Source organism: Streptomyces sp. NPDC060209, assembly GCF_042728155.1.
Taxonomy (GTDB): domain Bacteria; phylum Actinomycetota; class Actinomycetes; order Streptomycetales; family Streptomycetaceae; genus Streptomyces.
Genome location: NZ_JBHWZS010000024.1, coordinates 20304 through 36607 on the forward strand (window position 1 = coordinate 20304; position 16304 = coordinate 36607).

The window sequence follows — 16304 nt, forward strand, 5'->3', positions numbered from 1 at the left end:
ATCTGATATCGCAGAGCGATGCAGGACTGGGACTTGGCGCAATAGATCATGCGCTCGTAAGGCTGGCCGCCTCCGGCAGACCGCAATGAAGCGCGACTCGATCAGTGGAATCTCTGAATGGAGAAACGCCTCCAGGTCAGAAACGAATCGGCGAAATGCCTTCGCTCACTCCGCTGAAAAGATGATCACGAAACGATTACCCGCTTCTCCTTGGGCCATTTCGCAGCTACTGGCACTGCATCCTCAAGCTCAGGAGAAATTAGAAGCTTCCTGCCTTTGGTGCCGCGTTGCAGCTCATCAAAGCGTTCCCGAAAGAGAATTCCAAGTATCTTGTCGACAGGAGTGAGGGAAAGCGCTCCAACAAGGTCAGTGTGGACCTTGGCCATTTCGAGCAATTGTTCAACAGATGTTCCTGAAGCGGAAATGAGGCCTTCAACCGTGATCGCGAACCTGCGCAGGTCCACAGGAAGCTGCGAGGGTTCCCACAGAGTCTTCGCGGCATCGATAATGCCATTTCTCTTGTCGAACAGGGCGTATGGGGGATCTTCGTCGACCTGTGCTACGTTCGATATGTTAGCGAGAACATCATCAACAATTTCGAGCAAGCCGCGCAGTCGACTATCCAGTCGTGCCTCTCTCCAGGAAAAGCGCTCACCCTTGTATATCACATCATGAGTGGACTCCTGAAGAGCATGCTGAATGTAGGTTGTGAACTGGAGTTCAATTTTGATATTTGCGAGTTCTGGATGCCTGTCAAGATAATCCGGAGGGAAGCCGACAATTAGATGAGGTTGCTGGTATCGAAAATCGTTCGGTTTGCCGGCCTCCACGTTTTTTGCCTCGACCGTGGGGAACTTCTTCTCAATAGCCTCGATGGCCGACGAAACATCTGAAGGATGTAGAAAGACCGCGCGCGCAGCAATCAGGTCTTCCATCTCCCAGATGCTGGCGTAATCACCCTTCTGTAGTTTTGCGAACACGGAGTCGACGGACTTGGTTCGAACTTGAAGTGCCACTGGGCGGGCATCGTGGAGCTCCGACTTGAGGCGAGCGTGCAGCCACTCGCATCCTATGTCGAGCGATTGTTTGATCTCGCTGTACATTCCTCTGAATGAAGCGGAGACGATGGCCCGCATCCTATCGACCTACCAGTACATCGCGAAGCAGTGCGGCACGAAGCTCTCTGTTTGATTTCTTATTTGACCCCTGCACCGCAGCAATTCGATATTCTACCGACCGTCGCGTGGTCTGCTGATCAAGCTCGATAGCGAAACTCTCCAGCCGTTCCGCCGCTATCTCAGGCGTGGGGGTTTGACCATTTTCGAGCATTTCATCTATGGCGGCCCACAGGGAGTAGAAGTCGGCTACATTGGAGAACCGGTTAGCTCGCAGCGACGCTATCTGATTTACATCTCTTAGATAATCTTGAACTGCGAGGAATTTCCCGTCGGCGCTTGATTCGTTAACGATCTCGCGGTCGTTTTCGGCGTAGTAGGTATCCAGGTAGTCCTTGCCTTCCTGAATCCCATCCATGGAAACGATATACATCTCGGAGACGTATTCCACATCCTGCATTCTACGGATGCGAGCGGGTGTAACTAGTCCGATTTCTGCCCAGAAGGGATGCTCGGCGAGCTGCTCAACCTTTCGGATAAAGGCGCCGTCGAACTTCGCGTGACGAAGTTCTTGTTTATTCAGTCGAGCCACATTGCGGTTCAATCGGTCGAAAGAATCGTTTAGTTCGCCGATCGATGCACCTTTAATATTTTCGACTGTAAAAACGTATTCCAGGATGGAGACTCGCACTTCCTCCGGCAGCTCGGAGTAGTATTTATTGCCCAAGTCGAGGTCGTTCAGATCCTCTGGGGTGGTGAATTCATCCCTTTGGAATTCAAGCAGAGCTGTGAGGCGTTGCTTTCCATCAATTACGCGGTAGGTCATCGGTCGGTCCACCGCAACGTCTACTTGAAGAAATATCGTAGGTGCCGGGTAGTTTCTGATGAGGGAATCGATGAAGAACTGCTTGTACGCCAAATTCCAGACACTGCGACGTTGATACGGAGGGTCCAGGTCCAGTCGACCCGATGAGTGTAGGTCAAGAAACCAGCCGGCGGCTTGAGTGGTGGTTGAGCGCTTGAACTGAGTTGCTGAACTACTCATGCGTGCACCTTCGTTGATGCCGTTCGAGACGGCGGTTACTCCATCTGGGGATGACCATACCGCCATGTCCTGACGTTAGGTCAGTTTCACGACGTATTGATCGTGCGTCGGTGGAGGCTAGTTGGGTTCGAGGACATCAAGGACCAAACGGCAGATCGTAGGGGGCGAGCCCAGTCCGGCGGTGAGGATTGTTGCCGCGGTGTTGAGCCGGTTGGATGGCGGAGCTGCGCAAGGTGGGTCATGTTTACCGCGCCACGCCTGGCGGGACCTTTGGAGGCGCCCTCGCGGAAGGCGGAGTGACAAAGGGGTCTGAGCTCGACCACTCGGTGCGCCCTCACGATCGCCGCGATCCCGCCCAGAGAGCTTGGCGACTGCCGAGGTAAAGCGACTTCGGGACGATGAACGCACCTCAGCTCGCACCCTGGGGTGCGAGCTGAGGTTGCGATGGGCCCTGAGGCTGCCGTACTTATGTGGAAATTATTACTACGGCGCGTCGTACGACGGTGTGGCTCTAATCAGCCCCCTATGGGCACGCTTAGGTGCGGTGCGGTGCGGTGCGGTGCGGTGCGGTGCGGTGCGGTGAGCCCGGTTCCTCGTCGCCTGCCGCCGAGGTGGCTGCTGCTCCTCGATAGAACGCCAACGGCTGTTGCTGGGAGGGGGACGATCCGCAGGGCCGGCCCTGCGGATCGTCGTGGCACCTGAAGTCAGGTGTTGATGCGGTTCTCCGCCCGTTTTCCCCGATTCCACTCAGTCACCATGAGCGTGTAGCACGTACTGATTCGAGATCCCGTGCCACTGTGGCGGGTGCCTCCGGCAGACGCGAGAGCTGTGATGTTGGCTCGCCAGCGGAAGGCAGGGTCCTTCTTGCCGATCTTCGTGGCGAGCGCGCTGTCATCGACTTCATCACCGTGGCGCCCGAGAAACATTCCGATGCCGCCGAGCAGCATGCCGTCCCACGTTTCCTTCGTTCGTCCCCAGGCATCCTCAGCTACCTTGAGAGTGCGCTCCAGAGTGTCGGGGCCGTACACATCGGTGATTCGAAGTACGCCGGCAACTGCCCCGACGGTGTTCGTGCCGGTTGAGCCCATTGTCAGATTACGTCGCTGCAAGGCAGCTTCGGTGTCAACGAAGAGCGGCAGCCCTGCGGTGAGTCCGATTTTGTACTCATCCAGGGGGGTCGGCTTGCTCGACTCCCTGTTCTTGATCAGAAACAGGACCGCTTCTTCCTGCTGGTCGAGGCCGTGGTGAACTTCTGCGATCAACTCAGGTATGTCGGTCAGTTTGGACGCATGCCAGCGGTGCATGCCGTCAACGATGTACCGATCTCCATTCGCGCGCTGCGATACAACAATGGTGCCAAGTGCTTCAGGGACCAGGTTGTTGGCCATGCTCCGAGCTCTGGCCTCGTTCAGGGTCCGTTGGGCCTTGTCGTCGATCTTCAGCTCGTCAATGGGGATCGAAATCCCGTGTTCGACACGGTGTTTCGGTAGCTCGTACGCATACTTTTTGGCCATGGCTGTGCCTCTCAACGCTGCGCTCAGGAGGTGGCGTCATACCGAAGGGGGATGCGGCGTCTTCACAGAGAATACACATCATCGATCTTCGTGGCACCAGGTGCCTTGCAGTCAGCTCAAGCTGGCTACAACGAGATTGACGTCCAGGTGACGATCAGGTAGTCGTCTGGATCATTGCTCGCAAGGAATCGAGGGTTCGCCAAGGGGACCCGAGGTAGCTTCTGTGGCACATGCGATGACAGTTGGCGCACACGAAGGCGAGATCGCGTAGGTGCGTCTCCCGCGGGCCCGAGATGTACAGAGGTTGCAGATGGTGCACCTCGATGTAGTCCTGGCCGATCGGGCCATATTTGTCCGCAAAGTGAAATTGGCAGACCTCGCACTGAATCCGCTTACCCAGGTGCTTCGCCTCTGCGACCTTCCGATTTCGGAGCGCCGGATTCCGCTCGCGAAAAATTGCCCATCGTGCGAGGAGTCGCCCTTCCTGCGCCGAGTAGCCATCGGGGTCAACCTCGTCCGGTTGCGGCGGGATCGTGACCAGCTCCCCCGAACCGATGCCGCCTTCGATGGCGCGAGCCGCCATCATCATCTCCCCCTCTCGCGTGGTGAATGCCTCTGCGATGAGCGAGGTGAGGCGCCCCCCTCGAGTTGCCTGGCGGGCGTATCCGGGACGATTGGTGATCAAGTCCGCGCTCTTGCGGCTGATACTCGCCGCAGAACGAAACTCGGGTAGCGCGCGCACTGTGCTGTCGTGGAGAGGTAGTGAGCGCAGTAGGTCGGCCAGCTCCGTCGTAGCCGGTTGGTAGGTTCGAAGTTGATGCCAATTGTTCTCAACTAGGCGTGAACAGATCAGTAGTAGTTCATCCCATGTCCACGAAGGGCTGCGCATGCGTGGCATCGTACCGGCGCTCGAACCACCCCTGCCTGAGATTCAGGCTTGTCCAAGCTCCCGTCGAGCCGTTCTCTCGTGCTCGACCGCCTTCGCCACCACCTCGGCAACCTGAGCTGGGGACTGATGTTCCCAGAATCGAAGAACTGCCCACCCCGCAGCCCTCAGGTGGTCGGTCGTTTCGGCATCTCTGGCCCTGTTCCGATCCAGCTTCTCCCGCCACCACTCAGTGTTCGACTTCGGTTGCGTGGCGTGCACGGGACAGCCGTGCCAGAAGCAGCCGTCGATCATCACGGCGACCTTGGCCCGGGTGAAGGCGATGTCGATCGTGCGCCGGGGCATGTCCGGCACTCGCGCGTTCACCCGGAAGCGATAGCCCGCCGCGTGCAACAGTTTCCGTACCGCGACCTCGGGCTTGGTGTCGCGGCGTGCCTGGCGGCTCATCCGGGCGGAAACACCTGGGGACGAAGGTCTGATCTGGCTCATCACCACCAGTCTCCTACGGTCCGCTCGCTCCGCGTCCGACGATCGCGAAGCCTCTCCTGGTCGGGTCGACTGTCCGAAACCGCTTCAGGTTTCCCTCGTGGGTCGTCGGCGGGTGGCCGCGGAGATCGCGAGAACGGGCCGGCGCCAGGTGCCCCTTGGCGTTGCGGGTGCCGTGCGACCGGCAGCTCGGACGATCGGGCGGATGCGGCCGACGGATGAAGCGGGATCGGCACTTCGAGCCTCATGTCCGGTCCACCCCCTCCACCAGCACCTCCACCCCGTCCAGCACCCGCCCCAGCCCGAACTCGAAGAGGGTGCCCAGCTGCAGTTCGAAGCCGTCCTCGACGGAGAGCGCGGACAGCACCGGGTAGGCCGCGGTCGTCTGGATCGCGTCCATGCGTGGCTCCATCGACGTCATCCACTCGGTCGCCGACATGCCGCTGTCCTGGCGTGCCTGGGACTCCAGCTCGACGGCCATCGCGACGCCCTGGGCGTATCCGAGCACCGTGAGGTGGATGTGCAGCATCTGCTTCGGGGTGAGGCCGAGGCCGGTCAGGGCGCTCAGGACCCGCTCCAGGTAGTGCATGGCGTTCGGGGAGGCCATCGGGCGGGTGAGGTTGGCCATCGCCCTTGCCAGCCAGGGGTGTTGCTCGTACTGCTTCCACAGCCAGCGCGCCTCCCGTTCCAGCTGTGGGCGCCAGCCCGTCGGGCGGGGGCCGGGCGGGCCGCTGCCGAACACCGCTTCCGACATCAGCCGGACGAGCTCGCCCTTGCTCGGGACATGGCGGTAGAGCGCCATGGTCGACGTGCCGAACTCCGTCGCCATGCGCCGCATCGAGAGCGCGGCGAGGCCCTCCTCGTCCACGAGCGCGATCGCCGTACGGATGATGCGCTCGCGGCTGAGCTGCCGGCCGGGGGCCGTGGCGCGTTCCCGGCCGTTCTCCGCCACCACCGTGCCGATGCCGGGAACCGCCCGCACCAGTCCTTCCTGGTTCAGCGCGGCGAGCGCCTTCGTCGCGGTGGCCATCGCGACGCCCCATTCCTGCGTGATCCGGCGGGTGGAGGGGACGGGATCGCCGGGGCCGAGCTCGCCCGAGGTGATGCGGCGGCGGATCTCCCCGGCGATGCGGAGGTAGGGCGGTTCGGTCGTCATGACGCCACCGTACTAGTGCACCTGGGGACGTCCTGCCCTCGTCACCTGCGGGTTCTGCCCGGTGCACTAGGCGGCTGTTTGCGGTGTACGTGACGGCCCGCTTCCGTACTGCGTATGGAGAACACACCCGGTCCCCGCGCGGGCCGCAAGGAATGGACCGCCCTCGGCGTCCTGATGCTGCCGCTGCTCCTCGTCTCGATGGATGTGTCCATCCTCTACTTCGCGATCCCGTTCATCAGCCAGGACCTGGAGCCGAGCGCCACACAGCAGTTGTGGATCCTGGACATGTACGGTTTCGTGCTCGCCGGCCTGCTCATCGTCATGGGCGCCCTCGGCGACCGGATCGGGCGGCGCACGCTCGTCCTGGCGGGAGCCGCCGTCTTCGGTGCGGCCTCGGTGGCGGCCGCGTACGCGCACTCCGCCGAAGTCCTCATCGCCGTACGCGCGCTGCTCGGGCTCGGTGGTGCGGCCCTGATGCCCTCGACCCTCGCCCTGATCCGCAACCTCTTCCACGACGCGAAGCAGCGCGGGAAGGCGGTGACCATCTGGACGGGCGTCATGACCACCGGCATCTCGCTGGGGCCCGTCGTCAGCGGGCTGCTGCTCGAACACTTCTGGTGGGGCTCGGTGTTCCTCATCAACCTGCCCGCCATGGTGCTGCTGCTCGTGCTGGTGCCCTTCCTGGTGCCGGAGACCGCGACCGCCGTTCGTGGCCGCTTCGACCTGCTCAGCGCTCTGCTCTCGCTCGGCGCGCTGCTCGCGGTCATCTACGGCGTCAAGGAATGGGCCCGGCACGGCTACGAACCGCTGCCCGCGCTCTGCATCGCCGCGGGGCTGGTGCTCGGTGTCGTCTTCGTACGCCGTCAGAGGCGCCTCGCCCACCCGATGATCGACCTCGGGCTGCTCGGCAAGCGTGCCTTCGGCGGCCCGGTGCTCGCCAATCTGCTCGCGATGTTCGCCACGGTGGGCATGGCCGTCTTCTTCACCCAGTACCTCCAGTCCGTGCTCGGCCAGAGCCCCCTCACCGCCGCGCTGTGGAGCCTCGTGCCGGCCGCGGGCGTCGCCCTCATGGCACCGACCGGCGCCGCGCTCGCCCAGCGCGTCGACCGTGCGTACGTGATGGGGGGCGGCTTCCTCGTCGCCGCCTGCGGATTCCTCTGGCTGGCGCAGCTGCGTACCGATTCGCCCCTGTGGTACGCCCTCGCAGGCGGGGCCGTCTACGCGGGCGGACTGGTCGCCGCCATGACCCTCGCCAACGAACTCGCGCTGGGCGCGGCCCCGCCGGAGCGCGCCGGATCGGCGGCGGCCGTGCTGGAGTCGGGGCAGGAGCTGGGCGGAGCCCTGGGCATGGCGATCCTCGGATCCATCGGCGCCGCGGTCTACAGCCGGGACATGGCGGACGCCCTGCCCGCCGGGATGCCCGACGCCGACGCGGTACGCGAAACCCTCGGCGGCGCGGCAGCGGTCGCGGACGGGCTGCCGGCCGCGACCGCGGACGCCGTGCTGTCCGCCGCGCGTGACGCGTTCACCCACGGGCTGGGCATCGCGGCGGTCGGCGCTGCCGTGGTCATGGCCGGGGCCGGTGTCTTCTCGGTCGGCTTCCTGCGGGGTACGGGCGGGACGTCCGCACCCCCGTCGGAACCGGGCGTCGAACAGGGTGTACGGGCACGGGCCCGCTCCGATGAACCCGGTACGGGCCAAGGGGTATATGCGGCACCCCGGTTGGGCACTGGTGACCGGGAAGTCATCTAGGGAAATGATGGTTCGATGGCACCTGTGAGCGTCCACTTGAAGCCCAAGACCGGCAAAGAGATCACTCTCGACGACCTGCGCGAACTCGTGGAGAAGGCCAAGGGCGTGCCCGGCAAGAGCCCGATCCTCGTCACCGTCGTCAACAGCAGCCGGCCGGCGAAGGTCAACCTCCTGGACATCGAGATAGGGGACTGAGCCCGGCGACAGGAGCGGCCGGGCACGTGCGGGATGCCGGGCTTGTCACCGGCACAGCGCGTGGATGTCCTCCTTGAACGTGGGGAACTCCGCCCGGGCCTCGGTGACGATCTCCTCCGTCGTCCGGCGCGGGGTCGTCGCGTGGCGTTCGGCGACGCGGGTCAGCTGCTCGTCGGGTTCGGACTCGAACTCATCGGCCAGGGCCGCCTCCATCGGGCCGTAGCCGTCGGCCAGGACCCACAGGAAGTCGGAGAGGCTGCCCGCCACCACGCCGCCCTCGCCCTCCGAGCCCAGGAACACGACCGGCTGGTCGGCGAGGGGCTTGCCGGGCCGGGCCCGCCAGATCATGGCCTGGCCGCCCGCGCCGTCCTGGCCGAAGACGAGGTAGGCGTTGCCGTCGACGTCCGGGTTCCCCGTCCAGCGCCGGAAGTGGTCGGTGGTCCACTCGGCGGATTCGAAGCGGGTGTCGGGCTCGAAGTCGATGCGGTAGTCCCCTTCGTCCCTGGCCTCGCCGGTGTGGTCGTGGCCGTAGTGGAAGTCCACCTCCGCCACCTCGGCCAGGGCGGCGGGGAAGGCGCGGTCGTATGCGTCCGTGTCGTTCATGGGCGCAGGCTATGGGCCCCCTCCGACAGAGGGGCCGGCTTCCGGAACCGCACCCGCTCCGGTCGCGGGCGGCGGACCTGGGACCGATGCTGGTTGCGTACGTGTCGACGTGTGCGGAGGCTCGGTCCCGGGCCCCGTGAGGGGGCGAAGGAGTCGCGCTCATGGCTGATGCGCCCTTGATGGTCGTGGACGGCGCAGGAGTGGTCACCGGGTGGAGCCGGGCGGCCGAGCGGCGTTTCGGGCCGGCCACCGCCGACGCTCTGGGCCTGCGTGTGATGGACGTACTCGCCGGTGACACCCGACGGGCGGGCGGAGGCGGCGAGGCTCCCGCGGGGCTGCGGCTGGAGCCCCTCGCGGGGTCGGGGTGGGCCGTCTGGGCGACCGACGGGAGCTCCGGGCCCGGCCAGGACGACGACGCCGTCGGGGCGGCCCTGCTGGACGTGATGTTCACGCAGGCACGGGTACGCGTCCACGTGCTCGATCCGGAGCTGCGCCTCCTGCGGATCAGCGACCCCTCCGCGGACCCCGGCACGGACGAGACCGAGAGGCTGCGCGGACGGCCGTTCCGAGACGTGTGCGCCTTCGAGGAGCCGGAGCGCGTGGAGACCTTCGTACGGGAGGTCCTGCGCACCGGCGTGCCCGGCGTCGAGCGGCCGTTCCGGGCACGCCCCGGCGACGTGCCCGGCGGACGGCGCACCCTGGCAGTGACGGCGTTCCGGCTCCAGCAGGGGAACGGGGCGCGGCCCGGCGACGAAGGCACGGTGCTGGGAGTCGCCGTCTCCGTGGTCGATGTCAGCGAGCAGGTCAGACGCCTGGGCCGGGACACGGCGCTCGACGCGGTCCGCGACAGGGTGGGCCGGACGCTCGACGTCGACGCCACCTGCCGTGACTTCGTGGACGCGCTGGTTCCCGGTTACGCGGACGTCGGCGTCGTCGAGGTCGTCGACGCGGTCCTGCGCGGCGAGATGTCCGAGCCCGGGCCGCTCAGTCTGGACGTACCGTTGCGGCGTGCCGCCTACGGAGGCAGGAACCAAGCCGCCCACCCGGTCGGGGACATACGGGCGGTGGTCCCCGGGACCCCCTACCAGCGGGCCCTTTCCGACCTGAAGGTCCGTGTCATGCCGCTGGGGGACGCCCCGTGGGTGGACGCCGACGCCGCGCGGGTGGGCTCCATCCGGAACGTCGGTGCGCACACGCTGCTGGTGGCGCCGCTGACGGTGCACGGGGCGGTCCTCGGGCTGGTGAGCCTCTACAGGTGCGGGGACTCCGAGCCGTTCAACGAGCAGGACGTTCCCGTGGTGGCCGCGATGGCGTCCCGGGTCGCCCTCGGAATCGACAACGCCCGCCGCTACGTGCACGAATACACCATCGCCAGCGCTCTCCAGCGCCGGCTGCTGCCGCAGCCCACCGCGCCCCAGCCCGCAGTCGAGACGGACCACCTGGTGCTGCCCGGCGGGGACGGCGGCCACTGGTTCGACACGATCGCCCTGTCCGGGGCCCGTACCGCCCTCGTCATCGGGGAAGTGTCGGAGCGCGGCATCCACGCGGCCACCACCATGGGGCAGTTGCGTACCGTCGTCCACGCGCTCGCCGCGCTGGACCTGGAGCCCGACGAACTGCTGGCGCGCCTCTACGACACGGCGGCACGGCTGGCGGAGGAACGCGCCCAGCTGCCGAAGAACGATCCGCTGCACCAGGAGCCACTGGCCGCGACCTGCGCGTACGCGGTGTACGACCCGTTCACCGAGAAGTGCACCGTCGCCTCGGCGGGGCATCCCGCGCCCCTCGTCGTCGAACCGGACGGCGCCGCCTTCGTGGTCGGCCTGCCCGTGGGGCCGCCGCTGGGCACCGCGGACCGGGCCCCCGTCGCCGCCGTCTCCCTCTCCCTCCGGGAGGGCAGCCTCGTAGCGCTCCACAGCAACGCGCTGCGGGGTCACGCACAGCCGACCTCGGGCGCGCTGCGCCAGGCGCTCACGCCGACGAACCGGCCGATGCGGGACCTGTGCGACGCGATCGCCCACACCCTGCCGGACAGCCCCGACCTCCAGGGCGCCGCCCTGCTGCTGGCCCGGACACACGCCATGCCCGAGGACCGGTACGCCGCATGGGAGCTCCCCTACGACAAGACGGCCCCGGCGACCGCGCGCCGCCTCACGTCCAAGAGGCTGGCGGACTGGCACCTCGAGGGCGACACGGGTGACGCGACCGAGCTGATCGTCAGCGAGCTGGTGACCAACGCGGTGCGCTACGGCAGCCCGCCCGTGGAGCTGCGCCTCATCCTGGACCGGGGACTGACCTGCGAGATCCGGGACGGCAGCACCACCGCCCCGTACATGAAGTACGCCGGAGCGGTCGACGAGGGCGGTCGGGGCCTCTTCATCATTTCTCAGCTGGCATCGTTGTGGGGCACCCGGTACGCCGCCGAGGGCAAGACCGTCTGGTCGGAGCAGGCGATCCCCGAGGAAGGCCCCTGAGACGGGACCTACTTGGCCCCTTTGTCCTCGGCGAGCGTGTGCGCGACCAGGGCGTTGGCGTGGCCGTGGCCCAAGCCGTGCTCGGTCTTCAGCCAGGAGACGATCTCCATGTGTCCGGTCAGGGGCGAGGAGCGGATGAGGTCCTTCCACTCCGCGATCGGGCGGCCGTGCTTCTTCTCGATCGAGGGAAAGTAGCTCGCGGGGCCCTTCACTGCTTCGGTCATGTCGTCGCGTCCCGTCCGTGAGGTCCGTCGTGGTGGGCACCACGAGGTGATCGTGAGTCCGTCAGTCATATGACCGCGGGCAGGCGCAGAACTCATCGACGGGCGCGCAAAGGCCTCCAGGTGAAGTGGAACAAAGGGGTGCCCTGTGTCAACGCCCATGAAATACTTGAGTGTTCAGTGACCAGTCCCTTGCGGGGCGAGGGCGATGGGGCCGATGGGGGCACGCATGGCGGACGGGGCGGACACGGGCGCGCGGGAGCCGGGGCAGGGGAAGGTCGAGTTACGGATCGCCGTCAGCGGGACGCACACCCGGCGCGACGACCTCGAAGCCCTCCGCACCTGGCTGAAGAACGCGCCCGCCCTCGAGGACGCGCTCGAACGCGGCGAACTCGGCCTGGCGCACGCGGACTCGCTCACACAGACCGAGGCGATGAGCGGGGAGCTGATCCAGGACATCATCCTCGTCGTCTCCGTCGAGGTGGCGCGCTCCGTCTCCGAGAACGCGTGGCGGTCCGTGGAGACCTGGCTGCGCAACCGGCGCCGGTTCGCGGACCCCGAGGAGACGCCGCGCGTCACCCTCGACGGGCCGCCGCAGGGGCCGGGCTCCGACCTGAGCCGTGACACCGACCGTGACGGGGACCCGGATGCCGGGCCCGGGTCCGGCGGGCGCACCCGAACGCGCGGCGGCGACGAGCCCGGAGAGGACTAGCGGCCGTGCCGCCGTACGACGCGCGCGGCGAGGCGAACAGAGCCAAGCGGCACAGAGCCGTGCTCATCGGGGTGGAGCACTACAGGGGCGCCCGGAACGACCTCCCGGCCGTCGCCACGAACCTCCGCCTGATGCGCGAGGCCCTGACCGCCGAGCGCACCGGGATGCTGAGCACGGAGGATCTCGTCGAGGTCCCCACGGACGGCGGTCCGGCGGCCACCGTGGACCCGATCCGGGTGAGTGCCGCGCTGAAGGCGGCTCGGGAGGAGGTCACCGGGCTGCTGGTGGTCTACTTCGCCGGGCACGGCATCGTGCGCCCGGACGGCAGCGACCTCAATCTGATGTTCACCGACTCACGGGTGACCAGGGACCGGCAGCACCCCTTCGTGGACACCCTGTCCTGGCGCGGCGACATCATGTCCGAACTGCGCTACGCCCGCGCCGACTGGGTCGTCGTCATCCTCGACTGCTGCTTCGCAGGCAACGCACTCTGGGCCTTCAGCCCCGCCGCCGGACAGAACTTCGCGCTGCTCACCGCGGCGGAGCCGGGCGTGGAGATCCCGCCCGGAGATCCCGGCACCGGTACGGAGTTCACGGCTGCCCTGCACCGGCTGCTGACCACGGGTGAGGGGGAGCCGGTCACCTTCACCCGGATCGTCACCGGGATACGCCGGGCGATGGCGTCGTACAAGGCCGTAGACGGTCACCCGTGGGTCCCGGACGAGCGGCGGCACGGCGACGACGTGGTGCTCGCGCTCGCGGCGGACCCGGAGCCCCAGTCCCCGCCGCCTGCTGAGGCCGGCTCGCGGAAGGCCGCCGGCAGATGGTGGTCGCGGCTGCCGGTCCCGGCCTTCCCGCGCCGCCTGCCACCCGTCCTGGTCCGCCGCATGACGCGTACGACCGCGCTCGTCCTGGCGGGAGTCCTCGCTCTGGCCGGGGCCGGGACGTGGTACCTCGTGGGCGGGTCCAACGGCGGCGACTGCGATTCGCCCCTGGAGCTGCGCGTGCTCACCGACCCCGATCTGCGGGCCACCGTGCAGAAGGCCGCCGACGCCTATCCCAAGCTGGACGGTGACGGCTGCCGGGCCGTCGGCATCAATGTGTACGACGCCAAGGCCACCGACGCGGTGTCGGCCTTCCGGTCCTCCTCGCTCTGGCAGGAACCGCCCGCCGCCTGCCCGGCCTCCGGCGACTGTCTGCGGCCCCAGCGGGACGTCGGCGCGCAGCCCGACATCTGGATCCCGGCCGCGGGCAGCGCGTGGCAGCGTGCGACGGCCGAGGGGTCGAGCGGCGGCTCCGCCTCCGCCGCGGCGGGGGCCGACGAGCCGTCCGCGGGCGCGGGGAAGAGCGTCGTGGACCTCGACCGGCTGGGCTCCGTCGCCTACACACCGATGGTCCTCGGCGTGCCGGACACCATGGCCCTGGCGCAGAGCCTGCAGACCGACGATCCGCTCGGCTCGATCATCGTCGGGCTCGAGGCTGCCCAGGAGGTCGAGATCCTGCGCCCCGACCCCGAGAGCACCGAAGGCGCCCTCCTGGCGACCGACGCGCTCTACGCCACCCCCGGTGACGGACACGCGTCCGCGGTCGAACATCGCATGGCGCAGGTACTGCGGCCCATGCCCTCCACCGCGCGGGAACTGATGTGCGCATTGGCCGACGGTACGCACAACGACGTGGAGGACCGGGCGGCGGTGCTCGTGCCGGAGCAGACCCTGGCGCAGTTCAACCTCTCGGCGGGTGAGGAGGGCCGCCCCGCCTGCGCGACGGAGGCACTGGCGCACCGGGTTGCCCACTACCCCTCCGACGTGCCGATGCTTGACCTGCCCTTCGTCAGGGTCACCTGGGCCGGGGCCGACCGTGACACCGCAGCCCGCAAGGCGGCCGTCGAGGACTTCTACGACTGGCTGGCCACGGAACGGGTCGCGCAGAAGATCTTCACCGACGACGGTTTCCGCGGCGTCGGGAAGGGCGACCCCGCCCCGCCCGACGACGACTCCGTACTGCGGTCCGAGGACAACACGACAGCCGTGCGCGAACGGATCCCGGCGACCGGCCCGGACGCCGACGCGTCGGCGTCGCTGAGTGACACCCTGAGCAGCTACCGGGAGGCGCTCGGACCCGGCCAGGTGCTCTACCTCCTCGACAACTCGACCTCGATGGCGGACAAACGGGTCTGGGACGGCACCGGCGGCGCCAAGGAACTGGTGGCCCGCTCGATGAGCTCCCTGGGGGCCAAGGACTCGTACGGGGTGCGGATGACCGCTGTCGATGAGGGGAAACCGGCCACGGACCTCGTGGGGTTCGGGCCGAACATCAGGGCCGGAGCGCAGAAGGCCGTCGCCGGCGCGAGGACCGCCGCCTTCGATGCCCGCATTGCGGACGGCCTGGAGGCGGCCCTCGGGACGCTGCGCGGTGGCTCCACCGAGTTGGAACAGCCGCGGCTCCTCGTGCTGGTCACCGACGGGGAGGACTTCGAGGAGGTCGGGAAGAGCGAACAGCGGAAGCTGGTCGCGGAGGCGGGGAGGACACCGTACGTCAGGATCGTGACGGTCTCGCTGCAGGACGGCGCCTGCACACCCGGCCGGTTCGGCGACCGGCTCGCCGTGGCGAGCGGCGGGCGCTGCCTGGACCCCGGGGACGACATCGCGGCCGAACTGGCGGCGGAGGTCGCCAAGGCCGGTACGGGGGACGCGGAATGACCTACGGCGACCGTCGCACCAGCCGCCGCCGGGCCAGGACGGCCGTGGCGCTGGGCTGTCTGCTCGCACTCGTCTCCGCCGCCTGCACGGGAGGGCCCGAAGGCACGGGGAAGTCAGGCCAGGAGGATGCGGCGGCAGGACCCATCGTCGTCGCCAGCGGGCTCGACGTCACCGGCTCCGGCAGCGTGCGGCAGCAGCTCATAGAGGAATGGAACCGCCGGCACGCCGGGTCGAAGGCCCAGCAGGCCAAGCTCGTCGAGCTGCCCGGCGGCGCCGACCAGCAGCGCAGCCAGCTCCTCGGAGCCCTCCAGTCCGGCAGCGCCCGCTACGACGTGGTGAACCTCGACATCACCTGGATCCCCGAATTCGCCGAGGCCGGGCTCATCAGCCCGATGCCCGTCGCGGAGACCGGCGCCGCCGACGACGACGCCGACTTCATCCGCCAGGTCCACGCCACCACCGTCTGGAAGGACCGCTCCTACGCCCGGCCGTTCAACACCGACGTAGGGCTGCTCTACTACCGGCCCGACCTCCTGACGGAGGCCGACATCAAGGCGGACAAGCAGCCCACCGCCAACTGGACGTGGGACCAGCTCTACTCCTCGGTCAAGACACTCGGGCTGAACCCGGTCCGGAGCGATGAACGGGCTGGTTGGACCACGCAGTTGAAGCAGTACGAGGGGCTCACCGTCAACACCGTCGAGGCGTTCGCCGACGCCGGGGTCCAACTCACCGACAGCGAGGGACGGTACAGCTCCAGCGCCGGGGAGCTGAAGAAGGGTCTCGACTCCCTCCTCGACCGCGTCGGCCGGGGCCGCGTCCAGCCCGCCGCGCTCACCTCGGACGAGACGGCCTCCCTCACCGACTTCGCCGAGGGCCGCGCCGTCTTCCTGCGCCACTGGCCGTACGCCTACGGGGCCTTGGGGAGCCTGATGGAGGCGACGGAGTACGCCGTGAACCGGCTGCCGGGGAAGGCCGTGCTGGGCGGGCAGAACCTCGCCGTCACCGCAGACTCGCCCCGCGCCGACAACGCCCGCGCGCTCATCACCTTCCTGACCTCGCGGGAGAGCGAGCGCTGCCTGCTCGACGCGGGCTTCGCCGCGACCCGGGCCTCGGTGTACGGCAGCGCACCGAAGCCGTGCTGGCCCCGTGTCGCCGCCGCGCTCCGGCCCGCCGGTGACTCGCCGAAGGCGGCAGCCACGGGGGAGGGCACCCGCAAGGGCCAGGGGGCCGAGGCACGGAACGCGTACATCCGGCTGCTCGGTGCGGCGCTGACCGAGGCCGTGCAGAGGCCGCGCACTCCGTACTACGGCGCGTTCACCCAGGTGCTGCAGTCCCGGGTGCACGCGCTGCTGGCCGCGGAGCGACCCGACACCGCGGAGGCCGCCGGCAAGCTGGACACCGAGCTGCGGGACGTGTTCGCCGGCAGGTGAGAGGAGCGGG

The 16304-nt window shown here is 67.7% G+C and carries 14 protein-coding genes; 6 read left to right on the forward strand and 8 right to left on the reverse strand.

Translation table 11 applies throughout. The features are described from left to right. Positions 1-185: 185 nt before the first annotated feature. The 6 genes from ACFWFI_RS07450 to ACFWFI_RS07475 all read right to left on the reverse strand — a co-directional run bounded on the left by ACFWFI_RS07450 (position 186) and on the right by ACFWFI_RS07475 (position 6202). The gene (locus ACFWFI_RS07450) at positions 186-1103 is read right to left on the reverse strand and encodes a RelA/SpoT domain-containing protein (protein WP_387386690.1); all 918 of its coding nucleotides are present in this window, start codon (positions 1101-1103) and stop codon (positions 186-188) included. A 34-nt stretch (positions 1104-1137) separates the two neighbouring features. Further along, positions 1138-2160, reverse strand: a complete 1023-nt coding sequence (locus tag ACFWFI_RS07455) for a DUF262 domain-containing protein (protein WP_387386692.1) — start codon at positions 2158-2160, stop codon at positions 1138-1140. Between the two features lie 704 nt (positions 2161-2864). After that, positions 2865-3674, reverse strand: a complete 810-nt coding sequence (locus tag ACFWFI_RS07460) for a DUF6551 family protein (RefSeq protein WP_387386695.1) — start codon at positions 3672-3674, stop codon at positions 2865-2867. Between the two features lie 154 nt (positions 3675-3828). Continuing rightward, complete coding sequence (locus ACFWFI_RS07465; RefSeq protein ID WP_387386698.1) at positions 3829-4359, reverse strand: HNH endonuclease; 531 nt, start codon at positions 4357-4359, stop codon at positions 3829-3831. 246 nt (positions 4360-4605) lie between these two features. After that, positions 4606-5049, reverse strand: a complete 444-nt coding sequence (locus ACFWFI_RS07470) for a very short patch repair endonuclease (RefSeq protein WP_387386700.1) — start codon at positions 5047-5049, stop codon at positions 4606-4608. Positions 5050-5290: 241 nt separating this feature from the next. Further along, positions 5291-6202 carry a TetR/AcrR family transcriptional regulator C-terminal domain-containing protein gene (locus ACFWFI_RS07475; RefSeq protein WP_387386702.1) on the reverse strand — a complete coding sequence of 304 codons (912 nt, stop codon included), beginning with the start codon at positions 6200-6202 and terminating at the stop codon, positions 5291-5293. A 114-nt stretch (positions 6203-6316) separates the two neighbouring features. Here ACFWFI_RS07475 and ACFWFI_RS07480 point away from each other — a divergent pair, with 114 nt between their 5' ends. Both ACFWFI_RS07480 and ACFWFI_RS07485 read left to right on the forward strand, forming a co-directional pair. Continuing rightward, positions 6317-7954 carry an MFS transporter gene (locus ACFWFI_RS07480; RefSeq protein ID WP_387386704.1) on the forward strand — a complete coding sequence of 546 codons (1638 nt, stop codon included), beginning with the start codon at positions 6317-6319 and terminating at the stop codon, positions 7952-7954. A gap of 15 nt (positions 7955-7969) precedes the next feature. Beyond that, on the forward strand, positions 7970-8149 hold the full coding sequence (locus ACFWFI_RS07485; protein ID WP_387386706.1) for a hypothetical protein: 180 nt from the start codon (positions 7970-7972) through the stop codon (positions 8147-8149). Positions 8150-8194: 45 nt separating this feature from the next. Here the strand turns inward: ACFWFI_RS07485 and ACFWFI_RS07490 are convergent, their stop codons facing one another. Beyond that, complete coding sequence (locus ACFWFI_RS07490; RefSeq protein WP_387386708.1) at positions 8195-8752, reverse strand: SMI1/KNR4 family protein; 558 nt, start codon at positions 8750-8752, stop codon at positions 8195-8197. A gap of 161 nt (positions 8753-8913) precedes the next feature. Between ACFWFI_RS07490 and ACFWFI_RS07495 the strand changes: the two genes are divergently transcribed. After that, on the forward strand, positions 8914-11226 hold the full coding sequence (locus tag ACFWFI_RS07495) for an ATP-binding SpoIIE family protein phosphatase (protein ID WP_387386711.1): 2313 nt from the start codon (positions 8914-8916) through the stop codon (positions 11224-11226). Positions 11227-11234: 8 nt separating this feature from the next. Here the strand turns inward: ACFWFI_RS07495 and ACFWFI_RS07500 are convergent, their stop codons facing one another. Continuing rightward, the gene (locus ACFWFI_RS07500; RefSeq protein ID WP_387386714.1) at positions 11235-11450 is read right to left on the reverse strand and encodes a DUF4287 domain-containing protein; all 216 of its coding nucleotides are present in this window, start codon (positions 11448-11450) and stop codon (positions 11235-11237) included. A gap of 226 nt (positions 11451-11676) precedes the next feature. On the opposite strand from ACFWFI_RS07500, the gene ACFWFI_RS07505 reads away from it, so the two are divergent. The 3 genes from ACFWFI_RS07505 to ACFWFI_RS07515 are packed head-to-tail and all read left to right on the forward strand — an operon-like array spanning position 11677 to position 16294. Beyond that, positions 11677-12159, forward strand: a complete 483-nt coding sequence (locus tag ACFWFI_RS07505) for a hypothetical protein (RefSeq protein ID WP_387386716.1) — start codon at positions 11677-11679, stop codon at positions 12157-12159. Positions 12160-12164: 5 nt separating this feature from the next. Beyond that, on the forward strand, positions 12165-14861 hold the full coding sequence (locus ACFWFI_RS07510; protein WP_387386719.1) for a vWA domain-containing protein: 2697 nt from the start codon (positions 12165-12167) through the stop codon (positions 14859-14861). Continuing rightward, positions 14858-16294 carry an extracellular solute-binding protein gene (locus ACFWFI_RS07515; protein ID WP_387386722.1) on the forward strand — a complete coding sequence of 479 codons (1437 nt, stop codon included), beginning with the start codon at positions 14858-14860 and terminating at the stop codon, positions 16292-16294. Before ACFWFI_RS07510 ends, ACFWFI_RS07515 begins: the two co-directional genes overlap by 4 nt. Positions 16295-16304: the final 10 nt, after the last annotated feature.

What these genes read in the sequence shown, in the direction of transcription:
- ACFWFI_RS07450 (WP_387386690.1), bottom strand. Translation starts at nt 1,103, where the DNA reads ATGTACAGCGAGATCAAACAATCGCTCGACATAGGATGCGAGTGGCTG.
- ACFWFI_RS07455 (WP_387386692.1), bottom strand. Translation starts at nt 2,160, where the DNA reads ATGAGTAGTTCAGCAACTCAGTTCAAGCGCTCAACCACCACTCAAGCC.
- ACFWFI_RS07460 (WP_387386695.1), bottom strand. Translation starts at nt 3,674, where the DNA reads ATGGCCAAAAAGTATGCGTACGAGCTACCGAAACACCGTGTCGAACAC.
- ACFWFI_RS07470 (WP_387386700.1), bottom strand. Translation starts at nt 5,049, where the DNA reads ATGAGCCAGATCAGACCTTCGTCCCCAGGTGTTTCCGCCCGGATGAGC.
- ACFWFI_RS07475 (WP_387386702.1), bottom strand. Translation starts at nt 6,202, where the DNA reads ATGACGACCGAACCGCCCTACCTCCGCATCGCCGGGGAGATCCGCCGC.
- ACFWFI_RS07480 (WP_387386704.1), top strand. Translation starts at nt 6,317, where the DNA reads ATGGAGAACACACCCGGTCCCCGCGCGGGCCGCAAGGAATGGACCGCC.
- ACFWFI_RS07485 (WP_387386706.1), top strand. Translation starts at nt 7,970, where the DNA reads ATGGCACCTGTGAGCGTCCACTTGAAGCCCAAGACCGGCAAAGAGATC.
- ACFWFI_RS07490 (WP_387386708.1), bottom strand. Translation starts at nt 8,752, where the DNA reads ATGAACGACACGGACGCATACGACCGCGCCTTCCCCGCCGCCCTGGCC.
- ACFWFI_RS07495 (WP_387386711.1), top strand. Translation starts at nt 8,914, where the DNA reads ATGGCTGATGCGCCCTTGATGGTCGTGGACGGCGCAGGAGTGGTCACC.
- ACFWFI_RS07500 (WP_387386714.1), bottom strand. Translation starts at nt 11,450, where the DNA reads ATGACCGAAGCAGTGAAGGGCCCCGCGAGCTACTTTCCCTCGATCGAG.
- ACFWFI_RS07505 (WP_387386716.1), top strand. Translation starts at nt 11,677, where the DNA reads ATGGCGGACGGGGCGGACACGGGCGCGCGGGAGCCGGGGCAGGGGAAG.
- ACFWFI_RS07515 (WP_387386722.1), top strand. Translation starts at nt 14,858, where the DNA reads ATGACCTACGGCGACCGTCGCACCAGCCGCCGCCGGGCCAGGACGGCC.